The 26031-nt window shown below is 62.5% G+C and carries 24 protein-coding genes; 6 read left to right on the top strand and 18 right to left on the bottom strand.

The window, feature by feature from the left end; all coding sequences use genetic code 11:
* Positions 1–3 precede the first annotated feature (3 nt).
* From PSEUDOMOFG3G_RS15115 to PSEUDOMOFG3G_RS15075, 9 genes are all read right to left on the bottom strand, one after another.
* Entirely contained in the window at positions 4–669 is a 666-nt protein-coding gene (locus tag PSEUDOMOFG3G_RS15115) for an amino acid ABC transporter permease (RefSeq protein WP_047228974.1), read from the bottom strand.
* Positions 662–2440, bottom strand: a complete 1779-nt coding sequence (locus PSEUDOMOFG3G_RS15110) for an aconitase X (protein WP_139050467.1) — start codon at positions 2438–2440, stop codon at positions 662–664. The genes PSEUDOMOFG3G_RS15115 and PSEUDOMOFG3G_RS15110 overlap by 8 nt, the downstream gene beginning before the upstream one ends.
* 10 nt (positions 2441–2450) lie before the next feature.
* On the bottom strand, positions 2451–3269 hold the full coding sequence (locus PSEUDOMOFG3G_RS15105; protein ID WP_047228976.1) for a transporter substrate-binding domain-containing protein: 819 nt from the start codon (positions 3267–3269) through the stop codon (positions 2451–2453).
* A 232-nt stretch (positions 3270–3501) separates the two neighbouring features.
* A complete protein-coding gene (locus PSEUDOMOFG3G_RS15100) occupies positions 3502–4251 on the bottom strand; it encodes an AraC family transcriptional regulator (protein ID WP_139050466.1) in 750 nt (249 codons plus the stop codon).
* Positions 4252–4439: 188 nt separating this feature from the next.
* A complete protein-coding gene (locus PSEUDOMOFG3G_RS15095; protein WP_139050465.1) occupies positions 4440–5696 on the bottom strand; it encodes an FAD/NAD(P)-binding oxidoreductase in 1257 nt (418 codons plus the stop codon).
* Positions 5693–5929, bottom strand: a complete 237-nt coding sequence (locus PSEUDOMOFG3G_RS15090) for a 2Fe-2S iron-sulfur cluster-binding protein (protein WP_047228979.1) — start codon at positions 5927–5929, stop codon at positions 5693–5695. Before PSEUDOMOFG3G_RS15090 ends, PSEUDOMOFG3G_RS15095 begins: the two co-directional genes overlap by 4 nt.
* Positions 5922–7037 carry an FAD-binding oxidoreductase gene (locus tag PSEUDOMOFG3G_RS15085; RefSeq protein ID WP_139050464.1) on the bottom strand — a complete coding sequence of 372 codons (1116 nt, stop codon included), beginning with the start codon at positions 7035–7037 and terminating at the stop codon, positions 5922–5924. Before PSEUDOMOFG3G_RS15085 ends, PSEUDOMOFG3G_RS15090 begins: the two co-directional genes overlap by 8 nt.
* Positions 7034–7966 carry a 4-hydroxyproline epimerase gene (locus PSEUDOMOFG3G_RS15080; protein WP_139050463.1) on the bottom strand — a complete coding sequence of 311 codons (933 nt, stop codon included), beginning with the start codon at positions 7964–7966 and terminating at the stop codon, positions 7034–7036. The genes PSEUDOMOFG3G_RS15085 and PSEUDOMOFG3G_RS15080 overlap by 4 nt, the downstream gene beginning before the upstream one ends.
* Before the next feature lie 111 nt (positions 7967–8077).
* Positions 8078–8749, bottom strand: coding sequence for a GntR family transcriptional regulator (locus PSEUDOMOFG3G_RS15075; protein ID WP_076385185.1), 672 nt, complete (start codon positions 8747–8749; stop codon positions 8078–8080).
* 205 nt (positions 8750–8954) lie between these two features.
* Here PSEUDOMOFG3G_RS15075 and PSEUDOMOFG3G_RS15070 point away from each other — a divergent pair, with 205 nt between their 5' ends.
* Positions 8955–11096 (top strand): TonB-dependent siderophore receptor, encoded by a 2142-nt coding sequence (locus tag PSEUDOMOFG3G_RS15070; RefSeq protein WP_139050462.1) that lies wholly within the window; start codon positions 8955–8957, stop codon positions 11094–11096.
* Between the two features lie 51 nt (positions 11097–11147).
* Here the strand turns inward: PSEUDOMOFG3G_RS15070 and PSEUDOMOFG3G_RS15065 are convergent, their stop codons facing one another.
* Positions 11148–11882: an SDR family NAD(P)-dependent oxidoreductase gene (locus PSEUDOMOFG3G_RS15065; protein WP_139050461.1), complete on the bottom strand. Its 735-nt coding sequence runs from the start codon at positions 11880–11882 to the stop codon at positions 11148–11150.
* Positions 11883–12168: 286 nt separating this feature from the next.
* On the bottom strand, positions 12169–12375 hold the full coding sequence (locus PSEUDOMOFG3G_RS15060; protein ID WP_003202537.1) for a 4-oxalocrotonate tautomerase family protein: 207 nt from the start codon (positions 12373–12375) through the stop codon (positions 12169–12171).
* A 126-nt stretch (positions 12376–12501) separates the two neighbouring features.
* On the opposite strand from PSEUDOMOFG3G_RS15060, the gene PSEUDOMOFG3G_RS15055 reads away from it, so the two are divergent.
* On the top strand, positions 12502–13425 hold the full coding sequence (locus PSEUDOMOFG3G_RS15055) for a LysR family transcriptional regulator (RefSeq protein ID WP_076385181.1): 924 nt from the start codon (positions 12502–12504) through the stop codon (positions 13423–13425).
* Positions 13426–13520: 95 nt separating this feature from the next.
* Here the strand turns inward: PSEUDOMOFG3G_RS15055 and PSEUDOMOFG3G_RS15050 are convergent, their stop codons facing one another.
* A complete protein-coding gene (locus PSEUDOMOFG3G_RS15050) occupies positions 13521–13955 on the bottom strand; it encodes a nuclear transport factor 2 family protein (protein WP_047228987.1) in 435 nt (144 codons plus the stop codon).
* Between the two features lie 143 nt (positions 13956–14098).
* Positions 14099–14995, bottom strand: coding sequence for a LysR substrate-binding domain-containing protein (locus tag PSEUDOMOFG3G_RS15045; protein ID WP_047228988.1), 897 nt, complete (start codon positions 14993–14995; stop codon positions 14099–14101).
* A gap of 107 nt (positions 14996–15102) precedes the next feature.
* On the opposite strand from PSEUDOMOFG3G_RS15045, the gene PSEUDOMOFG3G_RS15040 reads away from it, so the two are divergent.
* The 4 genes from PSEUDOMOFG3G_RS15040 (at position 15103) to nahK (ending at position 21818) form a co-directional block, all read left to right on the top strand.
* Positions 15103–16377 carry a glucarate dehydratase family protein gene (locus tag PSEUDOMOFG3G_RS15040; RefSeq protein WP_047228989.1) on the top strand — a complete coding sequence of 425 codons (1275 nt, stop codon included), beginning with the start codon at positions 15103–15105 and terminating at the stop codon, positions 16375–16377.
* A gap of 282 nt (positions 16378–16659) precedes the next feature.
* Entirely contained in the window at positions 16660–17844 is a 1185-nt protein-coding gene (locus PSEUDOMOFG3G_RS15035) for a porin (RefSeq protein WP_076385177.1), read from the top strand.
* A gap of 238 nt (positions 17845–18082) precedes the next feature.
* Positions 18083–19246, top strand: a complete 1164-nt coding sequence (gene nosP / locus PSEUDOMOFG3G_RS15030; RefSeq protein ID WP_047228991.1) for a nitric oxide-sensing protein NosP — start codon at positions 18083–18085, stop codon at positions 19244–19246.
* A complete protein-coding gene (nahK, locus tag PSEUDOMOFG3G_RS15025; protein WP_139050460.1) occupies positions 19176–21818 on the top strand; it encodes a hybrid sensor histidine kinase/response regulator NahK/ErcS' in 2643 nt (880 codons plus the stop codon). The genes nosP and nahK overlap by 71 nt, the downstream gene beginning before the upstream one ends.
* A gap of 162 nt (positions 21819–21980) precedes the next feature.
* Here the strand turns inward: nahK and PSEUDOMOFG3G_RS15020 are convergent, their stop codons facing one another.
* The 5 genes from PSEUDOMOFG3G_RS15020 to PSEUDOMOFG3G_RS15000 form a co-directional block, all read right to left on the bottom strand.
* Positions 21981–22646, bottom strand: coding sequence for a response regulator transcription factor (locus PSEUDOMOFG3G_RS15020; protein WP_047229013.1), 666 nt, complete (start codon positions 22644–22646; stop codon positions 21981–21983).
* A 56-nt stretch (positions 22647–22702) separates the two neighbouring features.
* A complete protein-coding gene (locus tag PSEUDOMOFG3G_RS15015; RefSeq protein WP_139050458.1) occupies positions 22703–23236 on the bottom strand; it encodes a PQQ-dependent catabolism-associated CXXCW motif protein in 534 nt (177 codons plus the stop codon).
* A gap of 250 nt (positions 23237–23486) precedes the next feature.
* Positions 23487–24278 (bottom strand): ABC transporter permease, encoded by a 792-nt coding sequence (locus PSEUDOMOFG3G_RS15010; RefSeq protein ID WP_076385171.1) that lies wholly within the window; start codon positions 24276–24278, stop codon positions 23487–23489.
* On the bottom strand, positions 24275–25003 hold the full coding sequence (locus tag PSEUDOMOFG3G_RS15005) for an ABC transporter ATP-binding protein (RefSeq protein ID WP_139050457.1): 729 nt from the start codon (positions 25001–25003) through the stop codon (positions 24275–24277). Before PSEUDOMOFG3G_RS15005 ends, PSEUDOMOFG3G_RS15010 begins: the two co-directional genes overlap by 4 nt.
* Positions 25000–26004 (bottom strand): YVTN family beta-propeller repeat protein, encoded by a 1005-nt coding sequence (locus PSEUDOMOFG3G_RS15000; protein ID WP_047228996.1) that lies wholly within the window; start codon positions 26002–26004, stop codon positions 25000–25002. Before PSEUDOMOFG3G_RS15000 ends, PSEUDOMOFG3G_RS15005 begins: the two co-directional genes overlap by 4 nt.
* Positions 26005–26031 lie beyond the last annotated feature (27 nt).

The following is a 26031-nucleotide window of genomic DNA, read 5'->3' as shown; positions in this document are numbered from 1 at the left end:
CACTCAATAACGGAATAGGCGCCAGGACAACAGCCGGGCCAGCCCGACGATCAGCTTGGCGATCAGGTAATACAGCACCGCCGCGAGGGCGAAGTATTCGAAGGTGCGGAAGGTCTTGACGTTGTATTCCTGGGTGACGCCGGTCAGGTCGTTGTTCAGGCCCACGACCACACCCAGGGAGGTCATCAGCACCGCCCAGACCATCTGGTTGGTCAGCGGGTAGAACACGATGCGCAGCAGTTGCGGCACGATGATCATCCGGTAGGCCTGCCAGGCGCTCATGCCCAGGGAGCGGGCGGCGCGCATCTGGGTACTCGGCACGGCCTTGAGGCCGCCGCGAAAGTTTTCCGCCAGGTAACCGGCGTTGTTGAAGGTGATACCGGCCAGCAACGCCAGCCAGGAACTGACGTGCAGCCCGAGAGAGCCGAGGCCGAAGTAAAGGATGTAGATCTGGAACAGCGAGGGCGTGTTGCGGGCGATCGACACCCAGCCATTGCCCACGCCGCGCAGCAGCGGATGGCGGGCCTGGCGCATCACCGTCAGCACCAGGGCGATCAGCACGCCGAAGATCATCGACAGCGCCGCGGTCTCGAAGGTGACCCAGGCCCCGGCGAGCATGTCGGGCAGGGCACGCAAGGCCGGGCGCCACTGGAAACTGTAGTCAAACATCGGTTAGGCCCCCCGTATGGACAGTCGGTTGCAGCCACGTCGGCGGTTGACCGCTGGCCGTTGCGCTGCACGCGGCTTCAACGCACTGCGCAAGGCTGGCGAAGTGCACGCCGCGACCGACCAGACCCGGTGCGTAATGGGCGTATTTGCCGGAGTTGGTCATCAGGGTGGTGGCCTCGGGCGGAATGACCGGCTCGCCCAACATGCACCAGCAGGTGTCGGTGACCAGGAGCGCGCCGAAGGCTTCGATAGCCTGCAGATGGCCCGCTTCGCGAGCCTGTTCCAGTACCGCTCGGCCACAGGTGATCGCCAGCACCACCTCCGGATGCTTGTGGCGGCCGGCGCACAGGGCCGCCAGGGCAGCGAATTCGCTGAGGGAAAAATGCGGGTTGCCCAGGGAGACCACGTCCACCTGGCGGTGCCGGGCGCTGTTGAGTTCGCGCCAACTGGCGAGCAGGCCGGCAGCGCTGACAGTGTCCTGCGGCAAACTGACTCCCGGTTCCAGGACATCGACCGGGTCGAGGGCCTCGGGCGTCACCCCGGCGATGTGGAACAGCGGCGCGGCGCTGGTGGTGGCGAACGCGGCGCCGAAGGCTTTCAAGTCATCCCGCGTCGGGGCGGCGTGCTCCAGGCCGCGGATCAGTGGGATGCGACGGCCCGTCAGGCTGCCGATGTGATAACCCAGCAGCGGATAGAAGCTGTCGTCCACGGACCCCAACGGCGGCACATCGATAATCAGCGCGGCTTTGCGCTGCGCGTCAAGATGGCAGCCGGTCAATGGCGCGCGGCCGCAGAGGGCGATGCAGATGTCCAGGAAGTCCGGGTACTTCTGCGTGCGGGCACCGAGCACGCTGTTGGCGTAGACCACGGCGTTGGATTCGGCCCAGACGATCTGCTCGCCAGGCTTGGGCGCGCTGTCGAGCAGGTAGGGGGCACAAGTGAAACTCAACTGCGCACCCATTGCCATGTAGGCATCCCCCAAGGCGCTGGCCGGCTCACCCAGGGCGGGATCGACGCCCAGTTCCCGCCAGCGCCGCTGGTCCACGGAGATCGAATTGAGCGTGGTGGGCACGCGCACCTTCGCGCCCCACTGCACCAGTTGTTCGGCAAAACGCAGGCTGGCCGGGCCGGTATAGATGCAGCCATCGATGTGGGCCTGGGTCACATCCAGCAGTTGTGTAGCGCCCTGGATCTGGGCCATGCGCAATACAATCTGCATTGCGACCTGGGCCGCCTTGCCGTGGCTGCCGTCCAGCAGCGCCTGGTCCTGTTGGCTGAGGCTGATGGTTGAACCGCTGAGCGCGGGGGTTGGAAAGTCCAGCCCATGCCAGCCATCGTTGGGGCGCTGACCTGACAAGGTCAGGCAAGCGCCTTCAATGCGCACAAAACCCTGGCCGCGCAACCGCTTGAAGGCCTCGTGCCCGACACACACCACCGGCAGGGAGCGCTGGAAAATCACCTGCGCCACCAGCACGCCCAGGGTCAGGATTTCATCGGCCTCGGCCAGCACCAGGGCCGCAGGGGCGTGGCCGTTGCTGATCAGCTCCATCAGCACGCTGCTGCCGGTGCAGGAGCCACGCCCGCTGGGAATCGCCAGCACGCGCCCGGCCAGGCGTTCGCCGCTCAACGGATGATGGCGGTCAATCACCTCGCCGCTGGCCGGGTCGACCCCGCCCCAGAAACTCAGGCCCACATCGGCGTACAGCAGGGCGCCCTGGGCGGCACCCTCCACCAGACTTCGGCCCGTCACACGGGTAGGCGTGCTTGGCATGCTCCAATCCTCAGTAGTAGACCTGCGGCACCACCAGGTCGGCCGGCGGGATATCGGTGCCCACCCATTTGACGAACAGCTCCTTGTAACGGCCAGTGCGTACCTGCTGGTTGACGAAGAGGTTGAGGTAGTTGATCAACCCGTACTCGTTGCGCTTGGCACCCAGGGACACGTAGTCGATGACATAGGGCGCGTTGCCCGCGATTTTCAGGTTCTTGTACTTGCCCGACTTGATGGTCGCGGCCGCCACGGTGTTGGTCACCACGGTCGCATCGATGTGGCCCTGGGCGACGGCCAGCAGCGTGTCGTTCTGCGACTGGTAGGCGCGGAAACTGCCGCTGCCCCAACTCTTCTGGTCTTTTTCCAGGGCGATGGCTTCGTAGGTGCCGCTGGTGTTACCCAGAGGTTTGCCCTTGAGGTCGTCGTAGCTGTTGATACCGGTATCGTCGCGGGTCAGCACCACCATCTGAAACGCGAAGTAGGGCACGGTCAGGCCCACGGTCTTGGCCCGTTCCAGGGTGTCGGAGGTGGAGGCAACGATCACGTCCGCACGGCCGGAAACCAGCGCCGGGATCCGGTCCGGGAACGGTGTTTCCACCACTTCGGGTTCCACGCCGAGGACTTTCGCCAGGTCGTGGCAATAGTCCACGTCAAAACCAGCGGGTTTATTGCCAGCGTCACGAAAACCCATGGGCGGGAAGTCCAGGGTCACGGCGCAGCGCAGTTTGCCGGAGCCGATGATGTCGTCGAGTTTGTCGGCGTGAGCGGGGGCGATGAAAAGGGGCGTGAGGGCAACGCTCAGGGCTACAGCCAATGCAGGGTTTTTCATAAATGCCTCGCTGTCGAATAAATGCGGATGAAATATCGTATTGAGGATTTCGTATACGATATTAAATAAAGCAAGCAGCGTGCCGGTTTGAGGTTAAGTCAGTGGTCATTGGTAAGGCTTTGATGTGCATGCATTAAAAGACGTGGAGCTGCGTCAGACGCCGAACAACGCTTGCTTGCGGTGTTACAGATAGGAGCAATCGCAGTCCCCATGCCCCACCAGGGAACACCGGTCAGCGCTGATTTTCGCGATACTGGCTGGGCGAAAGGCTGGTCAAGGCGCGGAACTGCCGGCTGAACGCGCTGTGATCGGTGTAGCCGCAGCGCAGGGCGATTTCGGTGATGGGCAGGTCGTGGTCCAGTAACAACCGCGAGGCTTCTTCCAGCCGTGCCTTGTGAATCATCTGCCGCGGCGTGAGCTGGAAGATGCGTTTGCAGTGGCGCTCCAACTGCGCCACCGACAACCCGGCGATGGCGGTCAGGTCGGCAAGGCTGATGGGGTGGGCGAAGTGCTGCTTGATATGGGCATCCACCGCCGCCAGTTTGTGGAACGCAGGGTGACTCGACTGCGGCAGTTGCAAGTCCCGGGAAATCCCGGCCAGGCCGACGATCTGGCCGTTGGGCGCATGCAGGGCGAGTTTATGGGTCAGGCACCACACCGGCTGGTTGCCGTAGTACAGGTGCAGTTCGAGCTGGTCGGCCAGTTCCCGGCCGCTGGCCAGCACCCGTCGGTCCTGCTCGGTGTACAGCGGGCCGAAACGCTCGGGAAAAACCTGCTCGGCAGTGAGGCCCAGCAGGTCAGCGCTTTGTTTGAAGCCGCAACGCCGGGCCAGGGTCTGGTTGACGAAGGCATAGCGGGCTTGCCTGTCCTTGATGAAAAACACCACGTCCGACAGGGTGTCGAGCAACGGCGCGATGGCTTGCAGGCTTTTGAGCAGGGTCGGCAAATCGCAGGGGGCGAAGGAAGTGAGCGAGGGGTACATGGCGTCAGGTTTCTGAGGGGACGCAGGGATCATAGGTGCAAAGTCATCGAGGCAGGAAGTCCAGGCCTGACGCGGTCCACTGTGGGAGCGAGCTTGCTCGCGAAAGCGGTGGGTCAGCTTGCATCGATGCTGGATGTGCCGACGCATTCGCGAGCAAGCTCGCTCCCACAGAAGGATCTGGTGTGGTCTCAGGTTGTCGGGGTTTCTTCCAGGTGCAGCAAAGTCTCGATCCGCGCCGGGCTAAAGGGCGGGCGCGGCGTGGGTGAGGGCCAGCCGAACAGATGTTCCAGCGCGGCAGCGCAGACCCGCCCCTGGCAGGCCCCCATGCCGCACCGGCTCGCCAGTTTCGCTGCGCGCCAGTCCGGCTGGCCGACCAGCTCGCCATACGGCACGTCTTCGCAGCGGCACACCAGGGTGTCGTCCCGAGCGAGGGTCTTGAGTCGCGCGTCCAAGGCGAAGGCCTTGTTCAACGCCCGGGCGAAACCTTGCCAGCGTGCCCGGCGAGGCCACAAACGTTGCGCGGCGACACTATTGCCGACGGCGCTGTGGCCGGCGATGGCGCCTTCCACCAGCGCCAGTTCGCTGCCACCGAAACCGGTGCATTCACCGGCGGCGTAATGGTCGTGGCGGGTGGTCGCTTGCCAGGCGTCAACAGCTAGCGCCTGGCCTTCAAGACCACAGCCCAAGGCCTGGCCGAGCTGAGTATTGGGAATGAGCCCGAACCCACAGGCAAGACGGTCGCAGGCCAGTTCAAGTGTCTTGCCCTGTTGCAGCAAGCGCACGCCCTCAAGCCGCTCGCGACCCAGGGCCTCCAGCACATGCGTGCCGGTGCGGTAGTGGGGATCGAAAAGGCTGAACGACTGCAAAAACTTGCCCGGCCAGCGCGGCAACTGCGCGGCGAAACCAGCGACGGCGCCACGACTGGCCTGCTCGGCGATCCGCAGTACCTGCGCCCCTTGATGTTTGGCGGTGGCGGCGCTGGCCAGCAGCAACGGACCGCTGCCGGCGATCACCAGCCGTTCGCCGCGCACTGGCAGGCCACTCTTGATCAATGCTTGTAAACCACCGACGGCGGTCACCCCCGGCAGCGTCCAGCCGGGGAAGGGCAGCAGCAGTTCGCGCGCGCCGGTGCACAGGATCAAGCGCTGGTAGGTGATCTGCCAGCCCCGCTCGGCATCTTCCACCAGCAGGGTTTTATCGGCGGCGCAGGCGATGACGCGGGTGCCGGCGTGGCAGCGCACATTGGCGCAGGCCTGTAATGAGTTGCGCAGACGTCGGGCCTCGGCGGGGAGGTGAGCTTGGGGGCCGTCGCGCCAGATCTGCCCGCCCGGCAATGGATTATCGTCCAGCAGCACAATGCGCATGCCGCTGCTTGCCGCGGCCAGGGCGGCGGCCATGCCGGCGGGGCCGGCGCCGATGATCAGCAGGTCGGTGGTTTCGTTCATGGTCGTGTTTGCACCTGCATGCCATCGCGGCATAGCGTCTGGCAGGCCAGGCGTCGATGGCCATCGATCATCACCCGGCATTCCTGGCAAATGCCCATGCCGCACAGAGGCGCGCGGCGCTGGCCGCTGACCGAAGTGCGGCTGCAACCGTCGGCTCCCAGGGCAAGGGCGGCGGCGACGCTGGTGCCGCTGACGACCGTGAGCGGGCGACCATCGAGAAACAGATCAGGCATGGGCCGGTTCTCCCAGAAAACGCTGTGGCAGGTACGGTTGTGCCGCCAGCGGTGAGGTTTCGTTGAACAGTTGCGCGGCCAACAGATCGGCCGTTGCGGGTGCCGTCGTCACGCCCAGGCCTTCGTGACCCACCGCCAGCCACAGGCCCGGGCGTTGCGGATGTTGCCCGACCAGCGGCAGGCCGTCGGGACTGGCGGCGCGAAAACCGGTCCAGGCGCGGATGCCGTTGAGGTGTGCCAAGCCTGGCATGTAGTCGACAGCACGCTTGAGCATCTTTGCCAGCATCCAGCCTTCCACCTGCGGGTCGACGGTGCCGAACTGTCGCGAGGCACCGATGAACAGCTGCCCGGTCGGACGCGGCTGGATATTGCACGCCACCGATGGACCGCTGGCGTTGTGAGCGCTAGTGACATACCCCAGCTCCACCAGGGTGTGGCAGACGGTGGCGGGGTAACGATCGGTGATCAACAAATGGCCCTTCTTGGCTTCGATCGGCAACTCCGGGCACAGCTCGGTGGCCTGGATGCCATTGGCGAGAATCACCGCTTCTGCGTTCAACCAGCGACCGTCCTCAAGACGCACTCGATGGCCGTCCACTTCAATGACCTGGGCGCGTTGCTGAGCAATATTGGCCTCGTCCAGCATCCAGCGCGCGGCAGCCGGGGCGTACAGGATCCCGTCGCCCTTGATCAGCAGGCCGCCCTCCAGGCCTTCGCGCAGTTGCGGCTCACGCTGCTGCAGGGCCGCACGCCCGATCAGCTCGCAGTCTTCGCCATGAGCCAGCAGGTTCAGGTACTTGCTATGGGCAACGGCCATTTCCTCGGCATTGGCCGCCAGCCACAGGGTGCCGTTGTTGCGCCACGCGCAGGCGTCGGGCAGGGCCGGGGCCAACTGGCGCCAGCGCTGCAGGGAATACTGACTGAGGGCCAGTTCCGCCGGGTTGTCGTCCAGCACCAGCAAGTGGCCCATGCCGGCGGCTGTGGCGCCGTGCCAACCGGCATCGAGTACCAGGACCTTCAAGCCTCGCCGGGCCAACGTTCGGGCGCAGGCGGCGCCGATGATGCCGGCACCGATGATGATCACATCGGCGACGTGGCCGGCGTTCACGGGACGATGCCCCAGGCGAACGGATCATCCGGCTCAATGACCAGCGTGGTTTCGGCGCTGATGTAGGCGCGGCCGCGAATGGTCGGCACGATGCGCTCGCCGTCGAACTCATAGGAGCCTTCGAATTCACTGCCAATGACACTGGCCTGGCGCCAGATCTGCCCGGGTTGCAGTTTTCCGTCAGCGGCCAGGCACGCCAGTTTGGCGCTGGTGCCGGTGCCGCATGGGGAGCGGTCATACGCCTTGCCGGGGCAGAGCACGAAGTTGCGGCTGTCGGCGTGCGGGTCATCGGCGAACAGTTCGATGTGATCGATCAGGCCACCGTCCTCACCCCGCAGACCTTGCCGTTCCAAGGCCTGCTGCACGGCGTAGGTATAGGCGGTCAGCGCGTCGAGGTTGTCGCCCGCCACGCGCTGGCCATGGTCAGCGATCAGGAAAAACCAGTTGCCGCCCCAGGCCACATCGCCCACCACCGGGCCGATACCGGGCACCTCCAGGCTCAGGGCCTTGCGGTAACGGTAGGCCGGCACATTGCGTACGCTGACCGAACGGTCCTCATGCAAGGTCGATTGCACCGTGCCCACCGGGGTTTCGACGGTGTGCACGCCAGGGCCGATCTTGCCCAGGTGTGCCAGTGACGTCACCAGGCCGATGGTGCCGTGGCCGCACATGCCCAGGTAGCCGCTGTTGTTGAAGAAGATCACCCCGGCACAGGCGCTCGGGTCCTGCGGCTCACAGAGCAGCGCCCCCACCAGCACATCGCTGCCCCGTGGTTCCAGCACGCAGGCGGTGCGCCAGGCGTCATGCTGTGTCGCTAGACGCTGGCGGCGCTCGGCCATGCTGCCTTGGCCCAGGTCGGGAAAACCGTCGGTGACCAGACGGGTCGGTTCGCCGCCGGTATGGGAATCGATCACGGTGATGCGTTTCATGGGGGGCCACGTCCGTTCAGATGAGTGACGGCAAGCGTGGCCCGCGCTGGGGGGTGACGGCTTGATGGATTTATCTGTCACTCATGACGAAATCGGCACAGCAGCGACGCATCAATGGCTGGAAGGCAGGAACTCGAACAGCGTCTTGCAAACGCCGGCGATGTGTTCGTCCAGTAACTTCACCGCCCGCTCCACATCACCGGCGCGGCAGGCCGCAAGAATTTCCCGGTGCTCGTGGTCGGCGCGTTCCTTGCCGGCCGAAAGGCTCATCTGCATGCGCAGGTAGCGCTCCAGCTTGTCGTGCACCGAGCGGATCAAACCCACCAGAAAGGGGCGCTGCGCCGGCTCGTAGAGACAGGCATGCAATTGCCAGTTCAGTTCAGCCCAACGACCCACGTCGTCTTCACCGATGAACTCACGGCAGATGCTCTCGGCGCGGGCGAAGGTCTCTTCAGTCATGTTGGGAATCGCCAGGCGCAGCACTTTGTCTTCCAGCAGCATCCGCACCTCGAACATCTGCGCCAGTTCCGCCTCGGAAATGCGCGTGACCATCGCCCCGCGATTGCGCTGGAACATCACCAGCCCCTCGGCTTCCAGGCGCTTGAGGGCTTCGCGCACGGGAATCTTGCTGACGTTGAACTGCCGGGCGATGTCGTCCTGGCGAATGGGCTCGTCCTCGGCAAAATGCCCGGCCACGATGGCTTCGCGCAGATGACGGGTGATGATTTCCGAAGTGGAAGGGGTGTTGCCCAGATCAGGCAGATTGAACTTGGATAAGGTCACGGCGGCGGTCGTTTGGCTTGGTTGGGGATATGGTATACGACTTTGCCAGCAGTCGCGTTGTGCAGTTGGCACGTGCCAGGAAGGGGCATTTTGCTGGGTTGTGAATGGGAATTTGTGTCAAACAATAATGAGTTGCTGTATCTTTCGCGACACATTCTTGTCGGCCTCTGGGGGGCTGACGTATTTTCGTTAGGATTGTGCATCGATGCGTCGGATTCTCGTTTCACTGTGTGTGCTCCAGGCTTATTCCGTATCCACGTGGGCAGACGAGCCCATGGCCGCAACCTCCGCACCGTTGGAACTGCAAGCCACGGACATCGTGGGTCTTTCGGAGATCGAGTCCGCGCAAGGGCCCGTCAAGGGATACCACGCGACCCGTTCGGCCAGCGCGACACGTACCGACACCGCGATTCATGAAACCCCACAGTCGATTTCCGTGGTTTCGCGCGACGTGGTGGAAGACCTCAGCGCCACCCGGCTGCAAGACGCGCTCGATTACGCCGGCGGGGTCGGCAGGGCGAACAACTTCGGTGGCCAGGGCCTGACCACGTTCACGGTCCGCGGCTTTACCACGGGCGAGTTCTACCGCAACGGTTTCCCGATCAACCGCGGTTACCCGAACATGCCAGATGCCAACACCATCGAGCGCCTGGAAGTGCTGCGCGGCCCGGCGACGATGTTGTACGGTCGCGGCGATCCAGGCGGCACCTTCAACGTGGTGTCCAAGCAGCCATTGGCCGAACGCACGGTGACCCTGGGCAGCCAGGTCAGCGACCAGGGCATGCGTCGCGGGACCCTGGATGCCTCGGGCCCGCTGGACGAAGAAGGGCGCCTGGCGTATCGCCTGAACGTGATCGGCGAGGGCGGCGATACGTTCCGCGACCACGTCGAGACCGAACGCTACGGCATTGCGCCGGTGGTGACCTGGCAGGTCAACGACACCACGCGCCTGACCTTCGAAGGCGACTTCATGCGCAACAATGCGCCGCTGGACCGTGGCTTGACCCATTACGCCGGCCAGCGCGGCACCGCCTCGCGCGATACGTTCTTCGGCGAGAAAGACGCCGGCAAGTTGCACAACGACAACAACATGCTGCAGGTGCGTTTCGAGCACATGCTCAACGACGACTGGACTTTGGCCGGCGGCACCCAATGGCTGGACGGCACCCTGCAGGGCAACGCGGTGGAAGGCAACGGCATCGCCGCCGACGGGCGTACCCTGGGGCGCAATTTCAACTATCGCAAGCTGGAGTGGACTGACCGGGACACCCAACTCAACCTCACCGGGCATTTTTCCACTGGCGGGTTCGAGCACACGCTGTTGACCGGCATCGAGTATGAAGACTACGACTACCAGTCCATCATCAAACGTTCCGCCGCGGGGAGCAGTGCTTATCCGATCGATATCTTCGATCCGGTGTATGGCCAGCCACGCCCGGCGCTGACACGCACGCCCACCGATGATCAGGAAAACCTCAAGACGTTTGGCGTATTCGTGCAGGATCAGGTGGCGCTGACTGAGCGCTTGAAGCTGTTGGCCGGGGCACGTTTTGAGCGGTTCGAGCATCAGTACGAGAGTTTCGTCCCTCAGACCCCGCCTGGTAGTCGGAACTGGGACGTCACCGACAGCGCGGTCACCCCGCGCCTGGGTGTGATCTACGATTTGACCGACACCTTGGCTGTCTATGCCAATACCGCGCGCTCGTTCAAACCCAACAACGGTGCCAGTCGCGAAGGCGGCGGGTTCAAGCCGGAAGAGGGCAAGTCTTATGAGATGGGGATCAAGTGGGAAGCCTTGGATCGTCAGTTGAGTGTCGATGCGGCGGTGTACCAGATCGAAAAACGTAACGTGCTCACCACTGACCCAGTGGATTCCACCTTCAGCGTGGCCGCTGGCGAAGTGCGCAGCCGTGGTTTTGACCTGAACGTGGCGGGCAATTTGACGCCGGAGTGGCGTGTGATTGGTGGTTACGCGTATGTGGATGCCGAAGTGACCAAGGACATCAATATCCCGTCCGGCACCCGCTTGCTCAACGTGCCCAAAAACACCTTCAGCCTGTTGAACGTCTATGAGTTCCAGGATGGCGGCCTCAAAGGGCTGGGCCTGGGACTAGGCGCCAAGTATGTGGATGAACGGGCCGGCCAGACGGCGGCGACTGCGTTCTCCATGGACAGCTACACGGTGGTGGACCTGCTCGGCTACTACAAGGTCAACGAGCGGATCCGCCTCAACCTGGACCTGAAGAACCTGTTCGACGCCGACTACGAAGAAGGCGCTTTCGGTAACGTCTATGCCTACCCAGGCGCACCGCGAACCGTGCAGGCCGGCATCTCCTATACGCTCTGAACTCCAGGCGTCATGAAAACCCCGGAGGTTGTGCCTGCGGGGTTTTTCTTTTTACCACTTGCCCGTGCTCATCCCGCCGTCTACCGGCAGTATCGCGCCGGTCGTGAAATCAGCGCCCGCCAGGTACAACACGGCCTCGGCAATTTCCTCGATGGTACCGACGCGACCGGACGGGGCCAGGTTGTTGAGGAAGTCGCGGTGCGCCGGGTCATGCATGGGCGTGTCGATGATGCCGGGGGCGACCGCGTTGACCTTGATGTTGTGCGGCGAAAGCTCCAGCGCCAGGGCACGGGTCATCTGGTTGACCCCGCCTTTGATCAACACCGGCAGCGCCGCCGGCACCTGGATGTTCGGTTGCAGGGCCACGGCGGCGGAGATGTTGATGATGAAACCCTGCTGACGACCGATCATGTGTGCGGCAGCCGCCTGGCTGGCGTAGACCAGACCCTTGAGGTTGGTGTCCAGCAGCGCTTCCAGGTCCTGGGGGCTGTATTCGATGAAAGGTTTTGGCAGGAAGAAGCCGGCGTTGTTCACCAGCCCGTCCACGGCCCCGAAGGTTTCGATGGCTTTGTTGATGAGACGGGTTGAAGTCGCCGGGTCAGCGATATCACCGGCCACGCCAATGAAGTTCGCCGGATGGCCGAGCTGTTGCGCCGCGCTGTCCAGGCCGGACTGGGAGCGGGCATTGCCCACCACGTTATAACCCCGATCCAGGAACGCCTGGACCAGACCCAGGCCGATGCCACTGGAGGCGCCGGTGATGATGACGGTTTTGTTGAGGCTCATGATTGAACTCCTGATCAATTGAATTGAAACCGTTGCGCCGATGTTGGCGGTGGTTGAGATCAGGGTATTGATGCGCTTGGGTTTGATAAATACGGGGGCTGGTACTTGAGTTGATACGTCATGTAACCAATTCAATGTGGGAGCGAGCCTGCTCGCGATGACGGTATTCCAGCCAACATCAATGTGACGGGTCCATCGCCATCGCGAGCAGGCTCGCTCCCACAGGGTTAATCACCAGGCACAAAAAAGCCCGGTCAGTTGGACCGGGCTCGGGAAGGTAGAACCGTCACTCTTTGGGCAAGCTTCGGTATTGCGTCGTCGTCATACCCGCGTAACCCCAGTTATCGGTGTCGACTTCCTCGATCACGATGTGGGTCAAGTGCGGGTCCTTGCCCAGCACCCGCTGCAGGGTTTCGGTGATCTCGGAAATGACCTGGGCTTTCTGTTCGCGAGTGACGCCGTCGCGGGTTATACGCACATTGACGAAAGGCATGATGCACTCCTGCTGATGAGAAATGAGCGCAGGAGGTTCCCGCGCCACGGGGGCCACTATATTTATACGCCTGCGGCTGATAAACAGGTGGCTGGAACTTTCAGTTGATACGCGGTGTAACGAATCATGAAGCGTCATTTCGAAGACTTGCAGTTGGGCAGCATAGAACTGTTCTGCCTGGCGGCGGAGGCAGGGAGTTTCACCGCGGCGGCCCAGCTTGCCGGTGTGACTCCGGCGGCGGTGAGTCGCTCGATTTTCCGTCTGGAGGAGCGCCTGGGTTCGCGTCTTTTCGTGCGCACCACACGCAGCATTCGGCTGACGGAAGCCGGCAGGACCTATTTCGAGCAATGCCGGCAAGCGCTGACGCAACTGGTGGAGGCGCAACAGGAAATGATGGGCGCGCAATCGGTGCCGTCCGGGCAACTGCGCATCAGCCTGCCCACCACCTACGGTCATCACCGCATCCTGCCCTTGCTGCCGGCCTTTCGGGCGCTATACCCGCAAGTGACGGTGGACCTGCACCTGAGCAATCGAAACATCGATTTCGTTGCCGAAGGTTATGACCTCGCCATCCGGGTGCGAGCGCAACCCGACTCATCGATGATCGCTCGGCTGCTGGAAGACGCGAAACTGGTGGTGGTTGCGTCCCCGGATTACTTGCGCAAGGCCGGCACGCCGCAGGTCCTTGAAGACTTGGACGATCACGAGTGCATCCAGTTCGAGCTGCCCAGCAGCGGGCGGCGGATTTCCTGGTTGTTCAATGTCGACGGCAAGGAAAAGGAGGTGTTCGGCGAAGGGGGTTATTGCTGTTCGGACGATGTGCTCGGCGGCGTGACGCTGGCCAAACATGGCGCCGGCTTGTTCCAGACCTACAAATTCATCGTGGAGCAGGAGCTGGCCAACGGGCAATTGGTGGAGGTACTTGCGCCTTTCGCGGGGCGCTCACGTCCGTTCACCTTGCTGTATCCCCACGGTCGGTACGTGCCGCAGCGGGTGCGCGCCTTTGTCGATTTCCTGCTGCAGTACCGGGAGCAGTGGGCGGCGGATTGAAGTAACGGTGACCTGTGGCGAGGGGATAAATCCCCTCGCCACATTGAATCCCTGCCGCTTCAAGTTAACTAACGGCGCCCACGGAGATTTTTAGCTCAGAACCGAAACGCCTGCCGCCCAATCAGCAGCCACTTGCCATTCTTCTGCTTCTGCCAGATCTGAAAGTTCTCAATTTCCGTCGGAACCACTTCGGTGCCTTTGAGCGCTTGCGCGGAGAAGTGGTGACGCACCAGGGCCACATCGCCTGACAGGGTGATTTTCTGATCCTTCATCTCCAGGGTCTTGAACGCGCTCTTGCCGGTTTCGATGTCGGCAATGAAGGCTTTCTTGTCCTGAATCTTCCCGCTGGAGTGCCCGTAGGTCAGGTTTTCGGCGGCCAGTGCCTGGAGTTGTGGGATGTCTTTGTGCAGCATGGCTTGGGTCAGATGGTCGACGGCCTGGGCCACTTCCTGCTCGGCCGATGAAGAGGCAGCCGCGACGTAGCCGCTGAACAGGCACAGAAAGCTGATGACCAATGTGGCTTTTTTCATGGGTATTTCCTTATTTTTGTAGGTATCGGAGCGGATTAGCGTTTTCGGCTGATCTCGTCTGTCATCGTACAACTTGTTTGGGGTGACGGGAATAGGTCGTCAAGTTTGGTCACTGCGGAGGGCGACATCGGTGGGCTTCAGATTCAGAGACCCTCGCGAACCGCCCCGCGAATGCCCTCCAGCAACATGGCAAACGCCGGGTTGTCATTGTCCTGGCGCCATACCAGGTGCAACTCGCTTTGTACCCCTTCACCCAGATCGATTTCACGAAACACCACCTGCCTGAACACCACGCTGGTGGCACACCGGGGCACCAGTGCCAGACCCATGCCGGCGTTGACCAGCGCCAGGATCGTCAGTGAGGAACCCAGCCATTGCACGAACTGCGGTGCAACGCGGGCCGAGCGCAGCATGCCGGTGAGCAGTTCGTTGAAAGGTGGGTAGGCGGAGTGGGAGTACATCAGGAAGGGTTCACCGTCGAGATCTTCGACGCCCACCGAATCGGCACTGGCCAGCGGATGCCCGACGGGCACGGCCAGGACGAACGGTTCGCGCACCAGGCACTCGGTGGCGTAGCCGGTTTCCAGCAGTGGCGAGCGGACGATCCCCAGGTCGATGCGGCGAGCGCGCAGGGCCTCGTGTTGCTGGTAGGTGTTCATCTCCGACAGAACGATTTTTACCTGGGGTTGCTTCAAGCGGGCTTCGGCGATGACTTTGGGTAGAAACTCATACACCGCGCTGCCGACGAAGCTGATGGTGACTGAACCGATGTCGCCCTGGGCAAACCGCTTGGCGGCCACGGCGGCTTGTTGCGCCTGCTCCAGCAGGTTCTGCGCTTCGATGAAAAACGCCCGTCCGGCGGCGGTGAGCGCCACGCTGCGAGTGCTGCGGGTGAACAGTTCGACACCCAGGTGATGTTCCAGCAACTGGATCTGCCGACTCAGCGGAGGCTGGGTCATGTTCAGACGTTCGGCGGCGCGACGGAAGTTGAGTTCGGTCGCCACCGTGGTGAAGCAGCGTAGCTGGGCCAGTTCAAACATTGATTCAATCCAGGTATCAATCAAGTGCCAAGTTAGATTAGACGGGAACAATACCCTCCGTCCATCATCGACCCGTCCTCTACAAAAACAATGATCGGAGCCGCTGCATGAAGATCACCCGCGTCACCGTCACACCCATCGCCTTTCGCGATCCGCCGTTGCTCAACGCCAGCGGCATTCATGAGCCCTACGCGTTGCGTTCGATCATCGAGATCGAGAGCGACAACGGTTACATCGGCCTGGGAGAGAGTTACGGCGATGCGCCGGCCCTGGCGATCCAGCAGCAACTGCAAAGCCAGTTGATCGGGCTCGACCCGTTCAACCTCAACCAGTTGCGGGCCATCGTCCAGGCCACCGTGGCCGCCCACCGGCCCGCCAGCGTTGCCGGTGCGGAGCTGGCGCCGGGTTCCCATGCGAGCAAGGCGGTGAGCAATGCTTACTCAGCGTTTGAAGTGGCCTGCCTGGACCTGCAAGCCCATTACCTGAACGTGCCGCTGGTGGATCTGCTGGGCGGGGCGATTCGGGATGAGATCCCGTTCAGCGCCTATCTGTTTTTCAAGTACGCCGAGCACGTCGATTCGCCGTATCCGCCGGACAGCTGGGGCGAGGCGCTCAACGAACAGCAGATCGTCGCCCAGGCCCGGCGCATGATCCAGGACTACGGCTTCAAGAGTATCAAGCTCAAGGCTGGCACCCTGGAGCCGGAGCACGAGGTTTCCTGCATCAAGGCGTTGAAGCAGGCGTTTCCCGGCTACCCGCTGCGCATCGATCCCAATGGCAACTGGTCGCTGGAAACTTCCATTCGCATGGCCGAGCTGCTGGGCGATGACCTGCAATATTACGAAGACCCTACACCAGGGCTCGAAGGCATGGCCGAACTGCACAAGCGCACGGGCCTGCCGCTGGCGACCAATATGGTGGTCACCGATTTCGACGAGTTCCGTCGCAGCGTGGCGCTCAACAGTGTGCAGATCGTCTTGGCCGACCATCATTACTGGGGCGGGCTGCGAGACACCCAGGCGCTGGCGAAAATGTGCGACACCTTTGGCCTGGGCGTGTCGATGCATTCGAACTCCCACCTGGGCATCAGCCTGATGGCCATGGCCCACGTCGCGGCTTCGGTGCCGAACCTGGATTACGCCTGTGACACCCATTACCCGTGGCAGGAACCGGATGAAGAGGTGATCAAGGGCGGCAAGCTGCCGATTGTCGATGGTTGCGTGAAAATCACCCGTGCGCCGGGGCTTGGACTGGAGCTGGACCGCGATCAACTGGGCAAGCTGCATGAGCAGTTCCTCAGTTGCGGCATCCGCCAGCGCGACGATGTGCGGCAGATGCAGCGCTACAAGCCGGACTGGAAAACCGTCAAACCGAGGTTCTGAGCCAAGGATCCTGTGGGAGCGAGCCTGCTCGCGATGGCGTTGGGTCAGCAGCATTTAGGGTGGCTGACACACCGCCATCGCGAGCAGGCTCGCTCCCACCTTAGTTTCAGGGTTAGGCCCTAAGTATTGCCCCTCCGTCACATCGCAGTCTTACACCCAAACTGCCGCGCCGGGCCGGCGCCTCCAAAGCATCCGCCAATTGCCTCCAAGGCAGCGTATGACGCGGCCTGTCGCCTTTCGATAATCGCCTCCGACATCCCGTCTCATGTTGCGGAGCGCGCCATGCACAACAATAAAAATACTCGCCACCGTTTTTTGCCTGCGGTCATCGCCGGCCTTTCGAGCCTTGGCCTGACGTCGTGGGCCCAGGCTGAAATCATGCTGTACGACAAGGACCAGACCACCTTTTCCACCGACGGCTATATCAATGCCTTTTACGTCAATAGCGATGTTGACCGGGCAGGGGAGCAGTTCGACCGTCGGCAGGCGCGGGTCAAGATGGGCTTCTTGCCCAACTACCTGGGCTTCAACATGGGCAAGCAGGTCGATGACCTCAAGCTTGGCGCCCGTGCCTCGTTCTGGGTGACCATCAACGACAGCGAAACCAACGGCACCGACACCGCCATCGACGTGCGGCAGTTCTACGGCACCGTCGCCAACCCGCAGTGGGGTGAAGTGCTGGTCGGCAAGGACTTCGGTCTGTTCGCTCGTTCCAACATTCTGCTGGACGAGTTACTGGCCGGTTACGGGCAGGTCAGCGACACCCTTGGGTTGGTGGACGGCGGCGGGGTGTCGTTCGGCAACATCGGCAGCGGCTACCCATATCCGTTCCCGACTTCGCAGATCACTTACCGCACGCCGGTGATGGATGGGCTTCGGGTGGCGGTGGGCATCATGGACCCGGTGGACACCAACGACAGCAGCGCCACCGGCAAGGCCTACCAGGAAAATCCGCGTACTGAAAGTGAGGTGACCTACCAGTTCGACCTGGGTGGGGCGAAGATCTACAGCTGGCTCAACGGCAGCTACCAGACCTCGGACAACACCGACACCACGGTCGATTCAGTGACCTCCAAAGGCCTGGGCTATGGCGTACAGGCGAAGATGGGCGGCCTGTCGCTCACCGGTTCCGGGTTCCAGGCCAAGGGTATCAACCCGTTCTTCACCAACAACGCTGGCGAAGCGACGTTGCGCAATGTCGACAGCACCGGCTACCTGTTGCAGGGCTCCTACAAACTGGGCAAGAACCGTCTGGCGCTGTCCTACGGCAAGACCGAGGACGACGGCAATGGCGTGGTGGGCAGCGGCGCCGACTATGAAACCCGCGGCATCGCACTGTTCCATGACGTCAACGACAACCTCAAGCTCGTGGCCGAATACAACCAGTTCGAAATCAACGGCCACGACACCAGCGCCCAGAACGAAGACACCGACACCTTTGCGGTGGGGGCGGTGTTGACCTGGTAAAGAGGATCCATCGGGAGCAATGCACAACCCTGTGGTGAGGGGATAAATCCCCTCACCACAGGAGCATTCCAGCCGAAGCCCGGGGTTTTTTGTGGTGGTCCCTGCCGTGCGCATCGCGGCAGGGGCCGCCATTGTTCTCCTCCCATGGAAGCGTCTACCCGCTACCCAAGTAGCATTCGTGAGTCGGGCGCCGCTTCGTACACTCAAGGTTCCTGTCACGCACCCGTCGGAGGCGAAGATGCTAAAGGCCCAGAGCGAAGGTGTGATAAGCGCCATGTCCCAGGCAACGAACGTCCAGCAGGTTGCCCAGGAGCTGGCGCGGCAGTTGCTGCACCCGCACTTGGGTTTCGTGCTGTTTTTCTGCTCCGCCGAATACGACTTGCCGGCTCTTGGCCAGGCACTCTCCCAGAGCTTCGGCGGGATTCGCCTGGTGGGCTGCACCAGCGCCGGAGAAATCACCAGTCAAGGCTATGGCCGCAACTGCGTCACAGCGGTGGGTTTCGATCATCGGCATTTTTCCATCGCTGCCGAGCTGATCGGGGAAATGGAGCACTTCAGCCTGATCGACGCCCAGCAAATGGTCGAACGACTGGCCAGCGGTTGCCGCAGCAATGCGCTGGCGCCGATCAAGGGCCACAGCTTTGCCCTGACCTTGCTCGATGGGTTGTCCAGTCGCGAGGAGATGGTGCTGGCGGCGTTGAGCGCGGCGCTGGGGGACATTCCGCATTTCGGCGGTTCGGCCGGCGACGACAACTACCTGACTCACACCCACGTGTACTACGAAGGTCAGTTCCACAGCGGCGCGGCCGTGGTGGTGCTGATCAACACTTGGCTGGATTTCGAGGTGTTCACCACCCATCACATCCTGCCTCGGGAGGAGAAGTTGGTCGTGACCGGGGCCGACAGCACCTCGCGGCGTGTCTACGAGCTCAATGCCGAGCCCGCCGCCGAGGAATATGCCCGGCACATCGGTGTGCCGGTGAACGCGTTGAACTACCGGGTCTTCGCCGCCCATCCGCTGGCGGTGCGTATCAACGACCAGTATTACGTGCGGGCGATCCAGCAGGTGCACCCGGACCTGAGCCTGAGTTTTTACTGCGCGGTGGAGAACGGCATCGTGCTCACGGCGATGACCCCGGGCCCTTTGCTGCACAACCTGCAAGAACTGTTCAGCGGCTTGCAGGGGCGTCTGGGTGACTTGCTGCTGACCATCGGCTGTGACTGTTTTCTCAGGCGCATGGAACTGGAAGATCGCGGTGGCCTGGAGCAGATCGGCCAGTTCCTGCGCGACCATCGCGTGATGGGCTTCAACACCTACGGAGAGCAGTTCAATGGCATGCACATCAACCAGACCTTCACCGGAGTTGCCATTGCCCGCCATCGCGTCCCCGGCCACCGCTGACCTGCAGGCGCAGATCGCCAGCCTGCAGCACGAAAACCGCAAACTGCGGCGGATCAACGACGCACTGATCGAACGGGTGGAGTCCGGCGTGACCCGGGGCAACGACCCGTATGCGGCGTTCCAGCATTCAGTGGTGCTGGCCGAGCAGGTTCGCGAGCGCACCGACGCCCTGAACCAGGCCATGGCCGAGCTCAAGGCCGGCAATCACCTGCTGGGCGAAGCGCGGCTGCGTGCGGAAACCGCCCACCGGCACCTGATCGATGCCATTGAGAGCATTTCCGATGCATTTGTGCTGTTCGACGAACAACAGCGCATCGTCCTGTTCAACAGCCGCTTCAAGGCGTTTTGGGCCCACAGCCGCGTGCGTATCATCGCCGGGATGCGCATTTCCGAGGTCAAGCGACTGATGACCGCCAACGGGTTGTTCAGCGAAGAACCGCGTGGCCAGGCCGACGAGCATGTGCTTTACCGCTTGCAGAACGGGCGCTGGCTGCAAGTCAGCGAACGACCAACCCAGGAAGGCGGTCGAGTGATTCTGTTTACCGACATCACCGACGTCAAACTCAGTGAAACCGTGCGTCGCGAACAGGCCATCGCGCAGAAATCGCACTTGTTGCAACGGGCCGTGGACAACCTTTCCCAGGGTGTGGCCATGGTCAATGCCCAGGGTGTGCTGGAGTTGTGGAACCGTCGCTTCCTGGAACTCAGCGGTCTGGCGCCAGTGGCGGCCCATCGGCCGTTTTCCGAGGTGATCGCCGACAGTGAACTGCAACTGCTGACCCCGGCCAGTCGCGACAGCAATGGCCGGCTCATCCACGAATGCGAGCAGCGCCTGTCGGATGGCCGGGTCCTGGAGATTCGGACCCATCCGCTACCCACCGGCGGCTACGTCAACACCTTCACCGACATCACCGAGCGCTACCAGCACGCCGAGGCCCTGAGTGAAAGCGAACGCTGGATCCGCCTGATCACCGACCATGTGCCGGCGCTGATCGCCTACCTCAATGCCGACTTGGTCTACGAATTTACCAACAAAGTCTACGAGCAATGGTATTGCTGGCCCCGTGGCGTGATGCTCGGCCAGAGCCTGCGCGAGGCCCACAGCGAACAGCATTACCAGCGCCTGGAGGCCTACGTGGCCCGGGCCTTGGCCGGTGAGAGTGTGACGTTCGAGTTTGCCGAGACCAATATCAACAACCAGGAACGCTATATGCTGCGTTCCTACGTGCCCAATCGGCTGGCCAATGGTGAAGTGGTGGGAATCTTCGTGCTGATCCGCGACATCACCGAGCGGCGTCGCACCGCCGAGGCGCTGCACCAGGCCTACCAGAACCTGGAACAGCGCGTCCAGGAACGCACCGCCGAACTGACCACCCTCAATGACCAGCTATTGCGCGAAATCGACGAGCGCAGCCGGGTGGAGTTGCGCTTGCGCGAGGCCAAGCGCGAGGCCGAGCAGGCCAACCTGTCGAAAACCAAATTCCTCGCGGCGGTCAGCCATGACCTGCTGCAACCGCTCAACGCCGCGCGGCTGTTCACCAGCGCTTTGCTCGAGCGCCGTGAGCCGGTAGCGAATGCGCAACTGGTGCGCAACGTCAGCCACTCGCTGCAGGACGTGGAAAACCTGTTGGGCACGCTGGTGGACATTTCCAAGCTCGATGCCGGGGTGATCAAGGCCGATATCGCGCCGTTCGCCCTCAGCGAGTTGCTCGACAACCTGGCCGCCGAATACGTCCAGGTGGCGCGCAGTGAGGGGCTGGAATTGCACTTTGTGCCGTGTTCGGCCCTGGTGCGCAGCGACATGCAGTTGCTGGCGCGGATCCTGCGCAATCTGCTGAGCAATGCCATTCGCTATACCCCCAGCGGGCGGGTGGTGCTGGGCTGTCGCCGGCACCGTCAGCGCTTGTCCATCCAGGTCTGGGACAGCGGCATCGGCATTGCCGAAAACCGCCTTGAAGAGATCTTCCAGGAGTTCAAGCGCGGCGATGTGCAGCGCCCGGATCAGGATCGAGGGTTGGGCCTGGGGCTGGCGATCGTCGAGAAAATCGCCGGGATCCTCGGGCACCGGATCCAGGTGCGTTCATGGCCGGGCAAGGGCTCGGTGTTCTCCATCGACGTGCCCCTGAGCGCCACCGCGCCCAAGCCGTTGCCGAGCCTGGAGATGAGCGAGCCGATGCTTGAGCGCTTGCGCGGGGCCCGGGTCTGGGTGCTGGATAACGACGCAGCCATCTGCGCCGGCATGCGTACGTTGCTCGAAGGTTGGGGGTGTCGGGTGGTGACTGCGCTGTCGGAGCAGGACCTGGCGCGTCAGGTGGACAATTACCATGCCGAGGCCGACCTGCTGATTGCCGACTATCACCTGGACAACGAGCAGAACGGCGTCGACGCCGTGGCCCGGATCAACGCCCGCCGGGCCTCGGCGATCCCGGCCATGATGATCACCGCCAACTACAGCAACGAACTCAAGCAGCAGATCCGCGAACGCGGCCACACCCTGATGCACAAGCCGGTGCGGCCAATGAAACTGAAGATTGCGATGAGTCATTTGTTGAGTGGGCCCAAGAGTCATTGAGTCGAACCGCCTCTGTGGCGAGGGAGCTTGCTCCCGCTGGGCTGCGAAGCAGCCCCATCCAGCTTACTGAGTAAGCCTGACTCACCGAGGTGCCTGGGTTTGGGGGCGCTTCGCGCCCCAGCGGGAGCAAGCTCCCTCGCCACAGGGATGTGTGTCAGCGGTTCAACGGCGCAGATAAGCCCCGAAATCAATATCCCCGGCACTGAGAATCGCCTGCACCCGATTGTGCACATTGAGCTTGCGCAGGATGGCCGAAACGTGAGCCTTGACCGTGGTTTCGGCGATCTCCAGCGTGTAGGCGATCTGTTTGTTCGACTCGCCCTTGGTCATGCGTTCCAGCACCAGCAATTGTTTACGGGTCAGTGCCTGCAGCAGTTCGGGCGCAAAGGCCGGGGTTTCGTTCAGGCGGCGGCCCATCGGGCTTTTCTGCGTGCGGATGATGTCCGGTGGCAGGTACACGTTGCCGTTGAGAATCTGCTCGATGGCGTCGGTCATCTGCGAGCGCGGCGAGGACTTGGTGATGAACCCCACCGCGCCGTAGGTAATGGCTTGCAACACCACTTGTTTGTCCTGTTCGGCGGAGACGATCACCACGGGGATGGTCGGCGCCTCGTTACGCAGGTTGATCAGACCATTGAGGCCGTGCATGCCGGGCATGTTCAGATCCAGCAGGATCAGGTCAAGGTCGTCGTGCTCGCGGGTCAACGCCAGGGCGCTGTCCAGGTCGGCGGTTTCCATCACCTCGCTGCCAGGAAAACCGTCGCTGATGACGTTGTGGATGGCTTCGCGAAACAGTGGGTGATCGTCGGCTATCAGGATCTTATACATGGCCATTCACCTCGTTATTGTCGTGTGGGTGGAGCGGGGGCACGCACTCATTGAAATCAGGGAAAGGGTTCGGGCCGGGCCGCTTGCAAGGGCAGGCGGGCCGCCTCCCAGGCGTCGAGGCCGTCGCGGTACCAATACAACTGTTTATAGCCCATGGCGGCGGCGCGTTTTACCGCGTTCCAGCTCAACCAGCAATCAGATCGGCAATAAAAGACCAGCGGTTGATCCGCTCGCCCGCCCGTGGCTTTCCCCAGGTGATGGTTGAAGTAATCCTGCCAGGTCGGGTCGAGTTCGCCGTCGCCGGTATTGGCCAGCCACAGGCTGCCGGGGAGGTTGGCGTGGGGCTCGTTGTCGATGAAGCGTCCCTGGAGCCAGGGGCGGCGATAGACGTCGATCAGGATCGCAGATGGCGTTTGCATCATCAGCTGTTGCAGTGCCTGGGTATCAAGCGTCTTGGCGCCATCGACGGTGGTGGGCGTCGGGCTGCGGTACTGGGCAATGCGATAGCCCTGCGCGGAGAACAGCGCAGTGTCAGCCTGGGCGACATTCAGCCACAGGCCCAGCAAGACGATCACCAGCAAACGGGGCATGGGAATTTATCCTTTTTGTTATGCGCCCATTACATGCCAGGGTCGAGGTCTTGTGAATGCGACCATAGACAGGAAAACCGGTACTAAAGTAGTAATTTCGGGCTCAAAGACAAGTGTCAAACCTAGGTCATGCTCTATCCCCTGTGGGAGCGAGCCTGCTCGCGATAGCGGTGCGTCAGTCACGTCTCTGCCAACTGAACCATCGCTATCGCGAGCAGGCTCGCTCCCACAAGGGTTATTCGTCGTGCAATCAGCCTGCTTTGCGCAACGCCGCATGCTGCGGATTGAAGGTCCACACCGCCAGTAGCGCGAACACCAGAGTCAAGCCCGCGCACACCACCATCGCCAGCAGATTGAACCGTTCATACAACGCATAACGCACCAGCTCCACCCCATGGGTGAACGGACTCACCGCGCACAGCCAGTACAGCCAAGGGCTGGCCTCCAGCATTTTCCACAACGGATACAGCGCCGAGGACAGGAAGAACATCGGGAAGATCACGAAATTCATCACCCCGGCAAAGTTCTCCAGTTGCCGGATGGCATTGGACAGCAGCAAGCCCAGGGCGCTGAGCATCAGGGCCACCAGCAGCAGCGCCGGAAACGCCAGCAGCAGGCCCATGGCCGGTGGCTGGATGCCGTACAGCCAGGCAATGGCGAGAAATGCGTAGACCTGCAACAACGAGATCAACGAGGTTGCCAGCAACTTGCTCGCCAGCAGGAAGGCCCGCGGCAGAGGGCTGGTGAGCAGCACGCGCATGCTGCCCATTTCCCGGTCATAGACCATCGACAGTGAACCCTGCATGCCATTGAACAACAGAATCATGCAGGCAAGCCCAGGCACGATGTACACCTCATAAGGGATGTAGGTGTCATAGGGGGCAATGATGGCGATGCCCAGTGCCGCACGAAAGCCGGCGGCGAACACCAGCAGCCACAGCAGCGGCCGCACCAGGGCACTGAGAAAGCGCGTGCGTTGCAGCACGAAACGCAGCCATTCACGCACCACGATGCCGCTGAAGCATTGCCAATACGCGTTCATGGGTGAACTCCCGCTGCGGTCAGGTGGGTGAAGGCCGAACCGAGGGTGCCGCCATGTGCCTGACTGACGGCGTCGGCGCGTGCGCTGGCGACGAGGCGGCCTTGATGCAGGATCAGCAGATCGTCGCTGGGCTGTACCTCGTCCAGCAGGTGCGTGGTCCACAGCACGCTGATGCCCTCGTGGCACAACTGGCGAACGTGTTGGTTCAGGGCCAGCCGGCTGGCCGGGTCAAGGCCAACGCTGGGTTCATCGAGCAGTAACAGGCGCGGTTCATGCAGCAGCGCCCGGGCGATTTCCACCCGGCGACGATGGCCGCCATTCAGGGCGCGCACCCGTTCGTGGCGCCGCTCGGTCAACTGCTGGCGGGCCAGTTCGGCGTCAATGCGCACACTGCCCTGGCGCCGCGACAGGCCATGCAGCGCGACGTGGTAACGCAGGTTCTGCTCGACACTCAGGTCCAGGTCCAGGGTGCTCTGTTGGAACACCACGCCCAACTGGCGCAAGGCCGGCCGCGGCGAGGTCTGCAACGAATGGCCGCCGACCCGGACCTCACCGCGCTGTACGTCGTACAGGCGCGTGAGCAAAGCAATCAGCGTCGATTTGCCGGCGCCATTGGGGCCCAGCAACGCGGCGAAGCGCCCGGCTGCGATGCTGAAACTCACCTGTCTGAGGGCTTCGCGCGCGCCGTAGGCGAAGCTCAGGTCGCTGACTTCCAGGGCGTTCATGGCGTCACCACTACACCCCAGGGGTAACGCCCGACTTTCACCGACTTGAGCACTTTGCGGCTCTGCACGTCGATCACCGACACATCGCCGCTGACGCCATTGGTTGCCAGCAGTTGGCGTTGATCGGGGGTGAATGCCAGTTGCCAGACGCGCCGCCCCACCAGCAGGTAATCCAGCACTTCGAAGGTCTTGGCATCGATGACGGCGACGTGATTGGCCGGGCCCAGGGCGACGAAGGCGAGTTTGCCGTCGGCGCTGAGCTTGATGCCCACCGGTTGTACCTTGTCGGGGTGAACGCCCTTGATCTGGAACGTCAGCGTCTTGAGCACCTGGCGACTGGCGACATCGAGAATCGTCAGCGTGCCGCCGATTTCCGCCGAGGCCCAGAGCTGCGAACCGTCACGACTGAACTCGACGAAACGCGGCCGTTGGTCCACCAGTGTGTTGTCGGCCAAGGTCTGGGTGCTGGTGTCGATCCAGTGCAGCATGTTGGTGGTTTCACTGGTGTTGACCGCCCATTTGCCATCGGGGCTGACGGCCATGCCTTCGGGCTCGACGCCGACGCCGATCTGTCCCAGCACCTCGGAAGTCTGGGTGTCGATCACGGTCACCAGGGCATCGTCTTCGTTGGACACGTAGAGCCAGCGGTCATTGGGGTGCAAGGCGAACTGTTCCGGGTCCTTGCCGGAGGGCAACTCCTTGATGATCTTGCGGGTGGCGACGTCCATCACCTGTACCCGGTCCGAATCGCTGGCGCAGATGTACAGCAGGCGGTTGTCGTGGGACAGCAACAGGCCTCGGGGGCGTTGGCCCACCGGCAGGGTCTCGATGACCTCCAGGCTCTGCATGTCGATCAGGCTCAGGCTGTTGTCTTTCTCATTGGAAACCCAGGCGATGCTGGCGGCGGCGGGGCCGGCGACCAACAACGCCGCCGCCAGGGTGAGGGTCTGGCAAAGCAGGGCAGGTTGGAACCGGGTCGGGTCAAGCAGGGGGCGGCGCATGGCGGTTTCCTTATTGTTGTTCTTGAA

Origin of the sequence: Pseudomonas sp. FG-3G (assembly GCF_901007645.1) — a bacterium.
GTDB lineage: Bacteria > Pseudomonadota > Gammaproteobacteria > Pseudomonadales > Pseudomonadaceae > Aquipseudomonas > Aquipseudomonas rhizophila.
The sequence above is the reverse complement of the archived record's forward strand: the minus strand, read 5'-3'. Positions and strand labels throughout refer to the sequence as shown.